Source organism: Aeromonas sp. HMWF015 (genome assembly GCF_963878965.1).
Lineage (GTDB): Bacteria > Pseudomonadota > Gammaproteobacteria > Enterobacterales > Aeromonadaceae > Aeromonas > Aeromonas veronii.
This window is the reverse complement of record NZ_CAWNZT010000249.1, coordinates 1-14335: the sequence shown is the minus strand read 5'-3', so window position 1 is coordinate 14335 and position 14335 is coordinate 1. Positions and strand designations below refer to the sequence as shown.

Sequence of the window (14335 nt, the reverse complement as noted above, 5' to 3'; positions counted from 1 at the left end):
TCCGGTGGTTGATGCGGCGAAAGCTGAGCAACCCCTCCAGCAGCAGTGCCAGCGGTCGCCAGCCCCGCAGCCAGAAGGGGTTGAACAGCCGCACCTCGATCCCCGGATAGTGAGCCACCATCTCCAGAAAGCGGTTGTCACCGGCATAGAGATCATCCACCAGCAGTTGCACCTTGACGCCACGCCGGGCGGCGTGGAGCAGCTCGCTCAGCAGCAGCTTGCCGCAGCTGTCCTCTTCCCAGCTGTAGTACTGCGCCTGGATCCGCTCGCGGGCATGGCGGATCCAGTGACAACGCACCTTGAGCGCCAGCTGGGGATCATCGATCAGGGCAAAGGTTCCGGGGGTCATGGTGTCATCCTGCTGTCATGGCCGGGTGTCATAACGCTGGCGAGCCTCTTCACATATTCAAAAGGAGTTGCTGATGGAACTGCATGATACCCCGATGTTGCGCTATCTGGGCCAGCTCAGCCAGCCAGATCTCATCCCGGCCACCGGCCCTGCTCACTGGTTTTTGCAACACAGGGACGGTGGCTGGCAATTGCCGACCGTGCAGGCGACCCTGCCGGTCAACCGGCTCAGGGCTGAGCCGCTTCGATAGCGGCAGCCTTGCCCTCGATCTGGGGCAGGCTGAAACGATAGGCCACGTAGTACTTGTAGATGGTGCCGACATAGTTGATCGGCCCCTGTCCGACTTCGTTGGCCACCAGCTGATCCACGTTGCCGAACCAGACGTTGGGATCGAGCCCCAGTTTCTCCGCCTTGCCTCGCAGCGCCTGCACCCGGTTCGGCCCGGCGTTGTAGGAGGCGAGGGCAAACAGGTGGCGATTGAGCCGATCCAGCTTGGGATCATTGAAGTAGGTATCGAGGATCAACCGCATGTAGCGGCAGGCGGCCTCCACATTTCCCTCCAGCGTGGTGAGTCTGGCGCCGTTGATGCCGACTTCCCGCCCCGTACTGGGCAGCAGTTGCATAAGGCCCACGGCCCCCTTGGGCGAACGCGCCTTGGGATTGAGGCCGGACTCCTTGTAGCCGAGCGCCGCCAGCATCAGCCAGTCGAGATCGTATTGATTGGCGTACTTCTCCAGCACTTTGCGAATGGTCGCGAGGCGCCCCATGGGATCCGGCGCCAGGATATTGCTCATCTGATCGCTGCGAACCAGCAACCGGCGCAGAGTCATGTCGCTGTAAAGGCTGTTGCGGCTGACACTCGCCAGATAGCCATTGACCGCCTTGAGCAGCTCGGGGCTGTTCTTGCGCAGCGCCCAGGCGCTGGTGCCATTGCTGCGCAGGGGAATCAACTTGTGGGCCTTGAGGCCGGAGATCATCCCACCCAGCCAGATCCGCCCCTTGTAGCTGTCGGTCACCGTCAGGGGAATAATGCCGGCGGCCACCATCTCCAGCAGATCGCCATCCTGCAGGTATTCGGGCACCGTTTCGATATAGACGGGGGGCAACCCCAACTCGCGAAACAACCAGTTGAGCTGGCGCAAACTCTCGTAGTAGCTGGAGCTGGCGCGCACCCAGACCCGCCTGCCGGAGAGCTGGGTAATGCGGCTGAAGGCGGGCAGGCTCTGCTGGCTCACCACCCACTCCTCGATGGATGAAATGAGCGGCCGGGAGAAGGCCACCTGTTCACGCCGGGTCGGGGTCACCGTCATGGTCGCCGCCACCAGATCACCACGCCCCTCGGTCAGATAGTCCAGCAGCTTGTCCTGACGCACCGGGATGTAGACCACCTTGAGTTTGACCTTCTCTTTGGCGAGATAGGTCTTGTTCAGCCAGCGTTCGAACCCTTGCAGCTGATTGACCAGAATGCCGTACTGGGCGCCACGATCGAGAAAGTAGAAGCCGCGCTCATAGACCACCAGAGCCCTGAGTTCGCGCTTTTGCAGAATGCTTTCGAGGTCCCCGGGTTGGGGCAGACGCTGTGGCTTGAGTTCAGCCGCCAGCAGGGGAAAACAGCAGAGGGCCAGCAGAGCCCAGATCCAGCGTCGCATCACGATGGCTGCCCCTGTACTGAGGTCACGCCTGCTGCCTGTTGGCAGCACGGATCACGATAGAGGGTGGGATTGGGGGCAGAGATCCATCGCTGCGTCATGATGTTTACGCCTTCTGTTGGCCGACTCGCGCCGGGCAAAACGTCTGTGGGATAGAGTAACTATAGAACGCAGACCCACAGCAGAAGGGTCAACACGGCAGGCAAACCTGCCGCGTCATCAGACAACTCAGATAGAGCGGGCCCGCATTTCGAAAATCAGTTTTTCGGCAGTGCAGGTGAATTGCAGGCGGGCTTTCAGGATCACGCCGTTGGCGCCCTGGGTCAGTTCGCTGCTCACTTGAGCTTCGGCAGTGACCTGCTTGGCCAGTGCTTCATAGGCAGCCAGCTTGGCGCGGGCATCCGCCTCGGCCGCAGCTTCAATCACCAGATCCATCACATCGTCGCCTTCGCCGATGATGGTGCCGATCTCGGCAAAACAGCCGCAGCTGTCACAGGTTTCGTTCAGTTCAACTTTCTCGTCTACAGACATTTTCTACTCCTACTGCTTATTTCGGATGATTTGCGTCGTCACGCATCGCCTTGCGAAAATCTTTGATGGCGGTACCCAGATCCTCACCTGCACTGGCAAGACGCTTGCTGCCGAAGACCAGCACTACGACCAACAAGAGGATCAGCATATGCCAGATATGAATTCCACCGAGTCCCATAGGGATACTCCCTCACAAAGAGATATCTGTTACTTGTATCAAAATAGAGCGCAGGGATTGTTGGGCAAAATCAAGGCAGGTGCAAGTGAGCAAATAAATCATAGCCAAAAAATATGGCGACCCAAAGGTCGCCATATTGATTGTGCTACATGTCCCCTCAACCGCTACATCCTGTACCAGTGGTTCATGCGAACCTGAGACCATTCGAGGATAAGATCGCCAAGATATGAAAACAAATGGTATAAATTCATCTTAGAATTGAAGAGGATTCATATCATGCTGCTGGAACAACTGGGTCGCATCGACCTCAATTTGCTGATTATCCTGCAGGTACTGCTGGAGGAGCGCAACGGCAGCAAGGCGGCACGCCGCCTTCATCTGAGCCAGTCCGCGGTAAGTAAAGCCCTCGGCCGTCTGCGCGATACCTTCAATGATCCCCTCTTCATCCGATCTGCCTACGGGCTGGAACCCACCGGCCGTGCCCTTGCGCTGCAGCAGCAGTTGCAACCCATCATGCTGTCGCTGGATAACCTGATCCAGCCGCCCGAGTTCGACCCCGCCAGCTCGGAGCGAGAGTTCGTCATCGCCAGCATGGACAGCGCCTTTACCCTGTTTGCCCCGCTCTACCTGAGCGAGCTGAAGCGGCAGGCACCAAGGATCCGCTTGCGTTACGAGGAGTGGACCGAGAACAGTCTGACCGAGATGAGTCAGGGACAGGTGGACATCGCCTTCGCGGTGCGAGAGAACTGCATCAGCTCCGATTATCGGCTCGATACCCTGCCCGACAGCATCTGTCAGCGAGTGCTGGCGGTCGATGATCTCACCTGTCTGGTGCAACAGCACCACCCCGCGCTGCGGGAGCCCAACTGGAATCTGGAGCACTACCTCAGCTATCCCCATGTGCAGACTTACTGCGAGGGGCGGGACCGCTGGATGCTGGATCACAAGCTGGCAGAGCAGGATCTCTACCGACGTATCGAGGCAACCGTGCCCTCCTTCGAGGCGGCGCTGCGGATGGGGATGCACTCCGACATGATAGTGACGCTATCCCGGCTCTACGCCCGCCACGCCACCCAGGTCTATCCGCTGTTACAGCTGCCGCTGCCCATCGGGTTGGACAGCATCTCCCATCTGCTCATCTGGCATCAGCGTCACAGCGAGGATCCGGGCCACCGCTGGCTGCGGGAATTGCTGCTCTCCCTCATCATGAGCAAACTGGAACCCGCTGCGACCACTCACGGGTGACCGCCCCCCTTCTCGGCGGCACAAAAAACGGGGCTCTGCGTAGCCCCGTTTCATTCACTTCAAGATGTAAACCGCTCAGCCCTGACCGGTCACCGCCAGATAGTGATGTACCCCGTCCAGCAACATCTGGACCGAGATCATCACCAGCAGCATGCCCATCAGCCGTTCCACCGCAGTGAGTCCCCGCTCACCCAGCAGCTTGTTGAATACCTCGTAGAACATCAGGATCACCGCACTGGCAGCCCAGGCCAGAAAGAGTGCCAGCGACCAGTCCACCATCCGGGTCGGCTCCTGATTGGCCAGCAGCATCAAAGAAGCCAAGATAGAAGGACCGGCGATCATCGGGATCGCCATCGGCACCAGGAAGGGCTCCTCGCCCGCCGCCAGCCCGGTCACGCCCCCCTCACTCGGGAAGATCATCTTGATGGCGATCAGGAACAGGATAATGCCCCCCGCAATGCTGACCGCCTCCTGCCGCAAGTTGAGGAAACCGAGGATCTGCTGACCGACGAACAGGAACAGCATCATGATGGCCAGCGAGAAGAGCAGCTCGCGCACCATCACCTTGCGACGTCGCTTGGGATCGATATGACGCAGGATAGAGAGGAAGACCGGCAGGTTGCCCAGCGGGTCCATGATCAGAAACAGCATGACTGCGGCAGAAAAAGTATCCATACAACGCCCGGGCTACGCCCTGAATAGGGAAAAGAGAGGGGGCGAAATATAGCAAAGGGCGAAGAATTGAGCGAGCGCCATGATGCGCTCGCAGCGGGATTAACCGTGGTTGCAGATCTTGTCGGCGCGGGTCTGGAAACCCTCGGCGGAGTCGATGAATTTGCCGCGGACGGCCAGAAAGTCGATCAGCGCTTCTGCATCCATCTCGCTAGCGCTGCAGGTATGAAAACGGGCCTCGGCACCGAACCGCTCGGCCATCACCTGTTTCAGGCTGGCACGGGTAAATTGCCCCCCTTGCGCCAGCATCATTTCCATCACTTCGTGACCATGAACCGATTGCGACATCTCTCACCTCAATAATGAACATATTTAATGCCAATTAAATATCTCCCCGCCCGGAGGGATCTTGATATAGGCCAATAAATTGCGCATTACCTGGTCAGGGGAGTGGTCACCGCGACCGCTTTGTCGATAATGTGGCAACCCGCGTCAGGGATCGCTACACTGGCGCCCCTTTTTGGCCATCGCAGACAATGTATAAGGATATTGGCGTCATGCTGTTCCATGGAGAGGCTCTCAAGCCCTGGCAGATCTGGACCCGCCGACCACTCTGGCTCAAGACCCTGATCGGCATGCTGACAGGGGTGGGTCTGGGCGTCGGCTTTGAAGAGCAAGCCCTGCTGCTCAAGCCCCTTGGCGTCCTGTTCGTCAACACCATCCAGATGCTGATGGTGCCCCTCATTTTCTGTTCGGTCATCGCCGGTCTCACCTCGCTGCTCAAGGGCAAGGTCCTCGATCGCATCGGCAGCAAGGCGATCTGTCTCTACTTCTGCTCGACCGCCATCGCCATCTGCATCGGCCTGATGATGGGCTGGCTGCTGGAACCCGGCATGGGTGCCGACATGGGTCCCTATGAGCGGGTCGGTATGTCGGAACCACCCACCCTGGCCAGCGTGCTGAGCCATCTGGTGCCGAGTAACCCGGTACAGGCGATGGTGGATGGCAAGATCCTGCAAGTAATTGTCTTTGCGGTGGCGCTGGCGGTCGCCCTCAATGCCAGCGGTCGCCGTGGCCGCCCCGCTATCCTCTTCTTCACCTCGCTGGCCGAGGGGATGTTCAAGCTGACCCAGATGGTGATGGCGCTCGCCCCTTATGGTGTCTGCGCCCTGATGGCCTGGATGACCGGCAAGTACGGTCTCGATCTGCTGCTGCCGCTGCTCAAGGTGATCGGCGCCGTCTACCTCGGCTGTCTGCTGCACGTGCTCGGGGTCTACAGCACTCTGCTGCTCCTGTTGGCACGGCTCAATCCGCTGCACTACTTCAAGAGCATCGTTGATGCACAGGCGGTGGCCTTCACCAGCAGTTCCAGCAACTCCACCCTGCCCATCAGTCTGGCCTGCGCCGAGAAGCGGCTGGGAGTCTCCCCCGCCATCACCGCCAAGGTGCTGCCCATCGGCGCCACCATCAACATGGATGGCACCGCCCTCTATCAGGGAGTGACTGCGCTGTTCGTAGCCCAGGCATTCGGGGTGGAGCTGCACATGGTCGATTACCTGACCATCATCAGCATCGCCACCCTGGCCAGTATCGGCACCGCTGGCACCCCGGGCACCGGGTTGATGCTGCTGACCCTGACCCTGACGGCGGTGGGCTTGCCGCTGGAAGGGGTGGCACTGATTGCGGGCATTGACCGGATCCTCGACATGGCGCGCACCACGGTCAATGTTTCGGGGGATATTCTGGTGTCGGTGCTGATCGCCCGCAGCGAAAACGAACTGGATCTGGCGACCTATCACGATGCCAGCGCAGGGGAAGATATCGAGTTCCCGCCGCGCTAGCGGAAGAAAGCTCAGCTGTCGTGGGGATCGTGATGACAGCGCCAGCAGACGTCGAAGTTGGCGCCGTTCTCCTCCCCGCACTGGCCGCACAGCCAGCCGTTACCCTGACGCTGCTGGTAACGCTCGATGACCCGTCCTGCCTTGCTGCGATCCTCGGCCCGCACCATCAGGGTCACCTGCAACATGTCGACCGGCAGCTCGCCAAGGGCGCCTGACAGCCCCTCGCCATTGAGGCGCACCAGCACCCCTTCCGCCTCCAGCGCCCCTTTCAACGCGTGCGCCTCCAGGGTGTGTGAGGCGCGATAGAGATTGATCCAGTTATCCATAGCTCCCCCTTACAACAACTTGTCGATGCCAAACTCGGCACCGTTCTCAATCATGAAATCGATGAATGCCCGCAACTTGCGCGGCATCAGTTGCCGCTCCGGAAACAGCAAATAAATCGGCACCCTGGGTTGCTGCCACTCTGGCAGCAGGATCACCAGCTCGCCGCTGGCCAGCTCATCCTGACAGAGCATAGCGGGTAACGAGGCCAACCCCAGCCCCGCCTTCGCCGCCTCTCGGGCACAGGTAATATTATTGACCCGAAAACGGGATGGGGGGTCAACCAGCACCTCTCTGCCATCCAGCTCGAAGCACCAGTGAGAGGCGAGAAACCCGCTGCTCACCGTCACCCGCTCGTGGTTGGCCAGATCCTCCGGCCGCTCGATGACCGGGCTGCGGGCCAGATAGTCCGGGCTGGCACAGAGCAGCCTTCCTGTGCTCCAGAGTCGGCGTGCCGCCAGATTGGAGTCGCTCATGTCGCCAATCCGCACCACCGCATCCAGCCCTTCGCTGATGGGGTCCACCACCCGGTTGGTCAGCTCCAGCTCCACCTGCAGGGCGGGATAGGCCTGCAAAAACTTGGCGACCAAGCGCCCGACCACCAGTTGCCCCGTCTCGATGGGTACCGCCAGCTTGAGGGTGCCGGTTACCTCCTGCTGGCTGGCGCTCAGCATCAGCTCGGCTTCGGTCAGGGCATCGACCGCCTTGCTGCAGTGCAGGTAGTACTTCTCCCCCTCCTCGGTCAAAGTGAGCTGACGGGTGGAGCGATAGAGCAGACGCACTCCGAGCCGCTGTTCCAGCTCGGCGATGCGGCGGCTGACCATCGCCTTGGTCATCCCCAGCTCGCGGGCAGCCCCCGTAAACGAGCCCTTGTCGACGATACGCACCAGAATTAACGCGGCATTGAGATCCATTGTTGCACCAGTGAAACTGTATATCTCGTGAACCAATACTAATCGAAACAGTTGACCAGTGTTAGCCTGCGCCCCTTAAGTTCAGGAATCACAAAAATGAGTCAACACAAAAAAATTCCCCTGCTGGCAGCCATGATATTGGCGCTGCTCGGTCTGCTGTTCGCCGGTTACTGGTATCTTCACGGCCGCTATTTTGAAAGCACCGACAACGCCTATCTGCAAAGTGAAGTGACCGGGATCAGCTCCAAGCTGCCCGGCTATATCCGCGAAGTGCTGGTCACCGACAACCAGCCGGTCAAAGCGGGCCAACTGATCGCCCGGCTCGATGATCGCGAATACAAAACCAGGGTCGCGGAGGCCGAAGCCGACCTGCGCCTCAATCAGGCGACGGCCGAAAATCTGGCGGCCACCCGCACCCAACAACTGAGCCTGATCCAGCAGGCCGAGGCCAAGGTCGCCTCCGCCAAGGCCGAACAGCTGCGCGCCAGCCAGCAGGTCAACCGGATCAGTCAGCTCAACCAGCGCCACTACAGCTCGCAAGACAGTCTGGACGAGGTGCGTGCCGGCCTGCAGGTCAATCAGGCGCAAGCCCGGGAGGCCCAAGCCGCCCTGCAGGCGGCCCGTGAGCGACTGCTGGTTCTGGATGCCGAGCGCAAACAGAATCTGGCCAAGCTGGCATTGAGCGAAGCACAACTGGAGCAGGCCAAGCTGGAGCTCGGCTACACCGAACTGCGGGCGCCTGCTGACGGCATCATAGGCAAGCGCAGTCTGCGGGAAGGCCTCTACGTCCAGTCCGGCATGCAGGTCGCCAGTTTGGTGCCGCTGCAGCAGGTGTGGGTCGAGGCCAACTTCAAAGAGACCCAGCTCGCCCATATGCAGCCGGGCCAGAAGGTCGAAGTGGTACTCGATGCCTACCCGGATCAACCGGTCGAGGGGATCATCGACAGCCTGGCCCCTGCGACCGGTGCCAAGTTCGCCCTGCTGCCACCGGAGAATGCCACTGGCAACTTCACCAAAATCGTGCAGCGGGTACCGGTGAAGATCCGCATCCCCGAGCCAGGCCCGCTGGCAGGCAAGCTGCTGCCGGGTCTCTCCACCGAAGTGATCGTGGATACCCGCACTCCTGAGCCCGTGGTGGCTGCCAACTGATGGAACCCATTCCACGTCGCAACTGGATCGCGGTCATGGGGGGGCTTATCGGCGCCTTCATGGCCATCCTCGATATCCAGATCACCAATGCCTCCCTGAAGGATATTCAGGGGGCCCTGTCGGCCACCCTGAGCGAAAGCTCCTGGATCTCCACCTCCTATCTGGTGGCGGAGATGATCGCCATCCCCCTGAGCGGCTGGTTGAGCCGGGGGCTGAGCGTGCGCCGCTACCTGCTCTGGACCACCGGCGCGTTTATCGCTGCCTCCGTGCTCTGCTCGTTCAGCTGGAACCTCACCAGCATGATCGTCTTCCGGGCGCTGCAGGGCTTCACCGGCGGGGCGCTGATCCCGATGGCCTTCTCCCTCATCGTCACCCTGTTGCCGCTACAGAAGCGGGCCACTGGCATGGCGCTGTTTGGCCTCTGCGCCACTTTCGCCCCCGCCATCGGCCCAACCCTCGGAGGTTGGCTCACCGAGCAGATGTCGTGGCACTACATCTTCTACCTCAACGTACCGCCAGGCTTGCTGGTGATGGCCATGCTGGCCCACGGGCTGGACAAAAAACCGGTGGACTGGGCCGTGATCAAGCGGGTCGACCTTATTGGCATCGTCACCATGGCGCTCGGCCTCGGCCTGCTGGAGGTGGTGCTGGAAGAGGGCAATCGGGAGGACTGGTTCGGCTCAAGCTTCATCGTGCGACTGGCAGTCATCTCGGCGGTAGCGCTGGTGTTCTTCGTCATCAGCCAGCTGATCCGCCGTCACCCGCTGGTCAATCTGCGGCTGCTGCACAACCCGCGCTTCGCGCTGGCATGCTTCGCCTATCTGATCCTCGGTATGGCGCTGATGGGCTCCATCTATGTGCTGCCGCTCTATATGACCCAGATCCACAACTACAACGCGCTGGAAATCGGCGAGGTACTGATGTGGATGGGGCTGCCGCAACTGCTGGTGCTGCCGCTGGTACCCAAACTGACTCACAAGATAGACCCGCGCTATCTGGTGAGCTTCGGCTTCCTGATCTTCGCCGTCAGCTGCTTTATGAACGTCAACATGAGTGCCGACTACGCTGGGCCGCAGCTGATCCATTCGCTCATCGTGCGAGCGCTGGGACAGCCCTTCATCATGGTGCCGCTCTCCCTGGTCGCCACCGCCAGCCTGAGCCACGACGAGATCCCCTCCTCCTCGACTCTGCTCAACGTGCTGCGCAACCTCGGTGGTGCGTTCGGTATCGCCATCATCGCGACCATGCTCGACAACGATACCCGCACCCATGCGCTGCAGATTGGCAGCACTCTGGCCGCCAGCAGTATCGAGGGGCAGAGCTATCTGCTGCAGCTGGCCCAGAGCATGATGGCGCAGGGTTCGGGCCCCGAGATAGCCCAGCAACGAGCCCACGCCATGCTGGCCAATACCATCAACCGGGAAGCGGCCATCATGGCCTACAACCAGGTGTTCTACATCATGGGGATCTTCCTGCTGCTCGCCAGCGCACTGATGCTGTTGCTCAAATCCCCCGCCCCACGGGCAGCGGATGCCGAGCCGCTAGAGGCATGAAAAACCGCCGAGGCATAAAACGAAAAACGGGCAAGCGCCCGTTTTTCTTTATCTGTAACCTGCACTCAACCAGATGGCGTTAGCCCGCTAATGACCCTGCAATCAGGAATTGCGCAGCGAAGTAGCTACTCATCACCCAGGCGCGGGCGTGAGGAAACGGGCGGCGGAAGCGATCGAGCGCCAGCATGCTGTCGGAGAAGAGGAACATCAGCGCCCCCACCAGAGCGGCGGCAGAACCGGCGGTAAGAGAGGCGTGCCAAGCACCGGCAGCCACCCAAGCCATGCCGATGATCACCAGCATGTAGCAGAAGACCGGGATCCGCATCTCCCCCAGCTTGCCCCACAGCAGGCCAAATACCATGCCGGCAATCAGCAACAGCAGCAAGCCATCCACCAGATTGAGCAGCAATGGCCCTTGGGCAAAACCGACGATATAGCAGAGATGCGCGACAAGAAATGCCGCCAACCCCTGAATGAAGCGATCACTTGGCAACATCAGCAGCACATCGCCCGCCAGCGAGAGGCAGAGGCCGAGCAGGATCCAGGCGTGAGAACCATCGTGGTCATAACTCTGGTAGCCGAACGCCAACGCGATGATAAGCAGCATGGTAAGCGGCTTGCTGATATAGAACTGGCGGCTGTCTGAACCGTAGGCAGCACGGATGTGCCACCAACCTGAAGCGATGATCAAGAAACTCAATAACATGCCCTGCTCCTCACCTGTTGCTCGCAGTCATACGGCAACCGTTTTTATCATGGTGCAGGGTAACAAATTCCCTACCCCAGTGGCAGGGGTGCTGATCAAATGGACAGACTAAGCCTAAAGTCTAATTGCCGCACCGAGTGGTTCAGGGCATAAGTGACGGGTCTGGAGGATCACCATGGAAGAAGCTATGAAGAATTATCTGCCCGCCATCGATATCATGATGTGCCATCTGGGGATCAGCTTTGAGCAGGCCTGTGAACAACTGGGTCTTAGCCAGCAGGAGCAACAGGCACTGGATCAGTTGCAGCAACAGCAGAGCCAAGCCAACTAAGCCCTCCCGTTATTGGATATCATGATGCGCCATCTGGGGATCAGCTTTGAGCAGGCCTGTGAACAGCTGGGTCTCAGCCAGCAGGAGCAGCAGGAGCAGCAGGAGCAGCAGGAGCAGGAGCAGCAGGAGCAGGATCAGTTGCAGCAACAGCAGGGCCAAGCCAATTAGCTTGAGTTGAATCATAAAAGAGAAGACCGCCAGCAGGCGGTCTTCTCTTTTAGTCTCTGTGATAACCAGACGGCATCATGCAATACCTGCCAGCAAACGACTCCAGTTGCGTTTACCAGCGATAAAGCCGTCACGCAGGGCCCGGTACTCCAGTTGCAGCTTGAGGCGGTCATAGCGCGCCAGCGCCTTGCGCTTGCGCAGCTCCAGCAACCGCTTGCGACTGGCGTAGTAGTGTTGCAGCTGCTGGCTCAGCTTGTCGTACTCCTCCTGCAGCAGCGCCTGCCACAGTTCGCGATCCTCCTGCTTGCGCAATCTGGCTTGCGCCCGTTTCAGCTGCATCTGCAGCCGGGCTTGTTCGATACGCTCCTCCGGCGAGGATCTGAGATCCCCCGCCAGACCACACCAGGAGGCGAGCCGGATCAACCACTTGGTCGGATCGAACTGCCACCAGTGAATGCCGTTGCGGTAGTCATTCTCGAACAGGTGGTGAAAGTTGTGGTACCCCTCGCCAAAGGTGAAAAAGGCCAGGATGCCGTTATCTCGAGCGGTATTGCGGTCGGTATAGGGTTGGCTGCCCCAGATGTGGGCCAGCGAATTGATGAAGAAGGTGGTGTGGTGAGTCATCACCATCCGCAACACGCCCGCCAACAGCAGCATGCTGAGCATATCCCCGTGCCATAGGCCAAGCAGCAGCGGCAAACCCAGATTGGCCGCCAGCGCCAGCACCAGATAGTGACGGTGCTGAAACATGACCACCTGGTTGTTCTGCAGATCACGCACATTGCTGTAATCGCCATAGCGATCTCCTTGATGCTCCCGCAACATCCAGCCGATGTGGGAATACCAGAAACCGCGCCCCGCGCTGTAGGGGTCTTTATCGTTGTCATCCACATGACGATGGTGACGGCGGTGATCGGCCGACCAGTGCAGGGCCGAATTCTGCAGCGCCAACGCACCGCCAATGGCAAACAACCACTGCAAAGCGAGGTGCGCCTTGTAGGCCTTGTGCGACCAGAGCCGGTGATAGCCTGCGGTGATGGAGAGACCACTCAGGCAGAACAACAACAGGAAACTGGCCCACTGCCAGAGATCGTAACCGTGGCTCATGCCGTACCAGGGCACGACAATCAGCGCCACTATCCCGGAGAGGGAGAACAGCAGGGTATTGGTCAAAATAATCGGGGGTTTGGCCATCTCATTGCATCCTTTCAGCGAACAGCTGTTAGCCATTTTCTATGGTGGTTTCCTCACGGTCAATGGTAAAAAAGTAGGATACAAACCTGATCCTGAGGCGCCTTCGGGTTATCATTTGTCCTCGTTAAGCTGAAGGTGACTGATTTCGTGGGTATTCGCGCTCAACAAAAAGAAAAAACCCGGCGTACATTGATCGATGCTGCATTCAGCCAACTGTGCGCCAATCGGAGTTTCTCCAATCTCAGCCTGCGGGAAGTCGCTCGTGAGGCGGGTATCGCTCCTACCTCTTTCTATCGCCACTTTCGCGATATGGAGGAGCTGGGCCTGACCCTGGTTGACGAAGGAGGTCTTACCCTGCGCCAATTGATGCGCCAGGCACGCCAGCGCATTGCCGGTGGTGGTAGTGTCATCAGCACCTCGGTGCAGACCTTTATGGAGTTCGTCGAGAACAACCCCAACATCTTCCGGCTGCTGCTGCGGGAACGCTCCGGCACCTCGGCCGCCTTTCGCCAGGCGGTAGCTCGCGAGATCCAGCACTTCATTGCCGAGCTGACTGATTATCTGGAAGCCACCACCGAAGCACCACGGGAAGATGCCTATATCCAGGCAGAAGCCATGGTCACCATCGTCTTCAGTGCCGGTGCCGATGCACTCGACATGACCAGCGAAGAGTGCCGGGCACTCTCCGACCGAACAATTCGCCAACTGCGGATGATCGCCATGGGCGCCGAGGTACAAAACCAGAAGCGCCGTGAACCTCACCCATGACCACAGGATGGAGAACGATATGACTGAACAGCTTATGATCCCGAAAAAACCGCTCGCCATGGCCATGCTGATTGGTATCTGTGGCGATGCCTCTCTGGCCGTGCTGACCAACTCGGTCGTGCCTTTCTCCTTCTTCCCGCTGATTGCCCTCTGGCTGGCGGCCTATCAGCTGTTCCAGCACTATCGCCATGAACCCATGGTGGGCAACACCCCCATCTGCACCCTGTTTTGCTTCTTTATCGGTGTCTTCGGCCACTCCGCGCTGCTCAAGGTGCAATACCCGGAGCTTGGCAGCAACTTCTTCTCCCTGATCATGATGCTGCTGCTACTGGCTGCCCTCTCCATCAAGCTCGGCCTGAGCATTAGCAACAAAGAGAAGCCCTGATAAATCGACCGAGTGATGGTAATCAGTTGATAGATAAAGCAAAGAGGCCTTCCCGTCGGGAAGGCCTCTTTGCTTGAACGGTTCCTGATTAATCCGGCAATCTCGGTATTCCCAGCCTAGCCAAGCTGCTGGGCTTCAAGATCGACGTGCAGATGGAAGCGGAGGTGGTCAATATGGGACTGTCCTGTAGTCAGCAAGCAGCAGAAGCCTGATTTGGCCCCCTGTAGAGTCATTCAAATAGCTATAAATGAAACTGATAAGACTCTGATATAGCCAGAAAATGATGGAAATAACCGGCTATCTGGCACTCTTACTTGGCAGGGAAAAGCCAGATATTGGTGGTTTAAGGCGCTAAAAATACAAAAGCCCGGTTATGAA

Annotated in this window: 18 protein-coding genes and 1 pseudogene; 9 read left to right on the top strand and 10 right to left on the bottom strand. The window is 59.2% G+C overall.

Annotated features, from left to right (window positions below; all coding sequences use genetic code 11):
- Positions 1–349 (bottom strand): annotated as a pseudogene (locus AACS18_RS23470) (phospholipase); the annotation flags it as partial.
- 73 nt (positions 350–422) lie between these two features.
- Here AACS18_RS23470 and AACS18_RS13285 point away from each other — a divergent pair.
- The gene (locus tag AACS18_RS13285) at positions 423–599 is read left to right on the top strand and encodes a hypothetical protein (protein ID WP_005339947.1); all 177 of its coding nucleotides are present in this window, start codon (positions 423–425) and stop codon (positions 597–599) included.
- Here the strand turns inward: AACS18_RS13285 and AACS18_RS13280 are convergent.
- From AACS18_RS13280 to tatA, 3 genes are all read right to left on the bottom strand, one after another.
- Positions 577–1998, bottom strand: a complete 1422-nt coding sequence (locus AACS18_RS13280; RefSeq protein WP_108612467.1) for a lytic transglycosylase F — start codon at positions 1996–1998, stop codon at positions 577–579. The two genes, AACS18_RS13285 and AACS18_RS13280, sit on opposite strands and share 23 nt — an antisense overlap.
- A 228-nt stretch (positions 1999–2226) precedes the next feature.
- Positions 2227–2529, bottom strand: coding sequence for a YfcZ/YiiS family protein (locus tag AACS18_RS13275; RefSeq protein WP_005339945.1), 303 nt, complete (start codon positions 2527–2529; stop codon positions 2227–2229).
- 16 nt (positions 2530–2545) lie between these two features.
- Positions 2546–2707 (bottom strand): twin-arginine translocase TatA/TatE family subunit, encoded by a 162-nt coding sequence (gene tatA, locus AACS18_RS13270; protein WP_005339944.1) that lies wholly within the window; start codon positions 2705–2707, stop codon positions 2546–2548.
- Positions 2708–2983: 276 nt separating this feature from the next.
- Here tatA and AACS18_RS13265 point away from each other — a divergent pair, with 276 nt between their 5' ends.
- The gene (locus AACS18_RS13265; protein ID WP_108612466.1) at positions 2984–3952 is read left to right on the top strand and encodes a LysR substrate-binding domain-containing protein; all 969 of its coding nucleotides are present in this window, start codon (positions 2984–2986) and stop codon (positions 3950–3952) included.
- A 75-nt stretch (positions 3953–4027) separates the two neighbouring features.
- Here the strand turns inward: AACS18_RS13265 and AACS18_RS13260 are convergent, their stop codons facing one another.
- Complete coding sequence (locus tag AACS18_RS13260) at positions 4028–4627, bottom strand: YhgN family NAAT transporter (protein ID WP_013724175.1); 600 nt, start codon at positions 4625–4627, stop codon at positions 4028–4030.
- 99 nt (positions 4628–4726) lie between these two features.
- The gene (locus tag AACS18_RS13255) at positions 4727–4972 is read right to left on the bottom strand and encodes a YecH family metal-binding protein (RefSeq protein ID WP_108612465.1); all 246 of its coding nucleotides are present in this window, start codon (positions 4970–4972) and stop codon (positions 4727–4729) included.
- Positions 4973–5181: 209 nt separating this feature from the next.
- Here AACS18_RS13255 and AACS18_RS13250 point away from each other — a divergent pair, with 209 nt between their 5' ends.
- Positions 5182–6465 (top strand): dicarboxylate/amino acid:cation symporter, encoded by a 1284-nt coding sequence (locus AACS18_RS13250; protein ID WP_108612464.1) that lies wholly within the window; start codon positions 5182–5184, stop codon positions 6463–6465.
- Positions 6466–6476: 11 nt separating this feature from the next.
- Here AACS18_RS13250 and AACS18_RS13245 read toward each other — a convergent pair whose 3' ends face one another.
- Together AACS18_RS13245 and AACS18_RS13240 are read right to left on the bottom strand one after the other, a co-directional pair.
- Positions 6477–6791 carry a putative signal transducing protein gene (locus AACS18_RS13245; protein ID WP_005339933.1) on the bottom strand — a complete coding sequence of 105 codons (315 nt, stop codon included), beginning with the start codon at positions 6789–6791 and terminating at the stop codon, positions 6477–6479.
- Between the two features lie 9 nt (positions 6792–6800).
- Positions 6801–7703, bottom strand: coding sequence for a LysR family transcriptional regulator (locus tag AACS18_RS13240; protein ID WP_019444678.1), 903 nt, complete (start codon positions 7701–7703; stop codon positions 6801–6803).
- Positions 7704–7799: 96 nt separating this feature from the next.
- On the opposite strand from AACS18_RS13240, the gene AACS18_RS13235 reads away from it, so the two are divergent.
- Both AACS18_RS13235 and AACS18_RS13230 read left to right on the top strand, forming a co-directional pair.
- A complete protein-coding gene (locus AACS18_RS13235; protein WP_108612463.1) occupies positions 7800–8852 on the top strand; it encodes an HlyD family secretion protein in 1053 nt (350 codons plus the stop codon).
- Positions 8852–10405, top strand: coding sequence for a DHA2 family efflux MFS transporter permease subunit (locus tag AACS18_RS13230; protein WP_108612462.1), 1554 nt, complete (start codon positions 8852–8854; stop codon positions 10403–10405). The genes AACS18_RS13235 and AACS18_RS13230 overlap by 1 nt, the downstream gene beginning before the upstream one ends.
- 79 nt (positions 10406–10484) lie before the next feature.
- Here AACS18_RS13230 and AACS18_RS13225 read toward each other — a convergent pair whose 3' ends face one another.
- Positions 10485–11111: a lysoplasmalogenase gene (locus AACS18_RS13225; RefSeq protein ID WP_005348507.1), complete on the bottom strand. Its 627-nt coding sequence runs from the start codon at positions 11109–11111 to the stop codon at positions 10485–10487.
- 175 nt (positions 11112–11286) lie between these two features.
- On the opposite strand from AACS18_RS13225, the gene AACS18_RS13220 reads away from it, so the two are divergent.
- Together AACS18_RS13220 and AACS18_RS13215 are read left to right on the top strand one after the other, a co-directional pair.
- On the top strand, positions 11287–11442 hold the full coding sequence (locus AACS18_RS13220) for a hypothetical protein (protein WP_005348505.1): 156 nt from the start codon (positions 11287–11289) through the stop codon (positions 11440–11442).
- A 21-nt stretch (positions 11443–11463) separates the two neighbouring features.
- Positions 11464–11610 (top strand): hypothetical protein, encoded by a 147-nt coding sequence (locus AACS18_RS13215; RefSeq protein WP_181363279.1) that lies wholly within the window; start codon positions 11464–11466, stop codon positions 11608–11610.
- Between the two features lie 75 nt (positions 11611–11685).
- Here the strand turns inward: AACS18_RS13215 and AACS18_RS13210 are convergent, their stop codons facing one another.
- A complete protein-coding gene (locus AACS18_RS13210; protein WP_108612461.1) occupies positions 11686–12804 on the bottom strand; it encodes a fatty acid desaturase in 1119 nt (372 codons plus the stop codon).
- A 147-nt stretch (positions 12805–12951) separates the two neighbouring features.
- Here AACS18_RS13210 and fabR point away from each other — a divergent pair, with 147 nt between their 5' ends.
- Together fabR and AACS18_RS13200 are read left to right on the top strand one after the other, a co-directional pair.
- Complete coding sequence (fabR, locus tag AACS18_RS13205) at positions 12952–13572, top strand: HTH-type transcriptional repressor FabR (protein WP_005339921.1); 621 nt, start codon at positions 12952–12954, stop codon at positions 13570–13572.
- A 19-nt stretch (positions 13573–13591) separates the two neighbouring features.
- On the top strand, positions 13592–13957 hold the full coding sequence (locus AACS18_RS13200; RefSeq protein ID WP_146184763.1) for a YijD family membrane protein: 366 nt from the start codon (positions 13592–13594) through the stop codon (positions 13955–13957).
- Positions 13958–14335 lie beyond the last annotated feature (378 nt).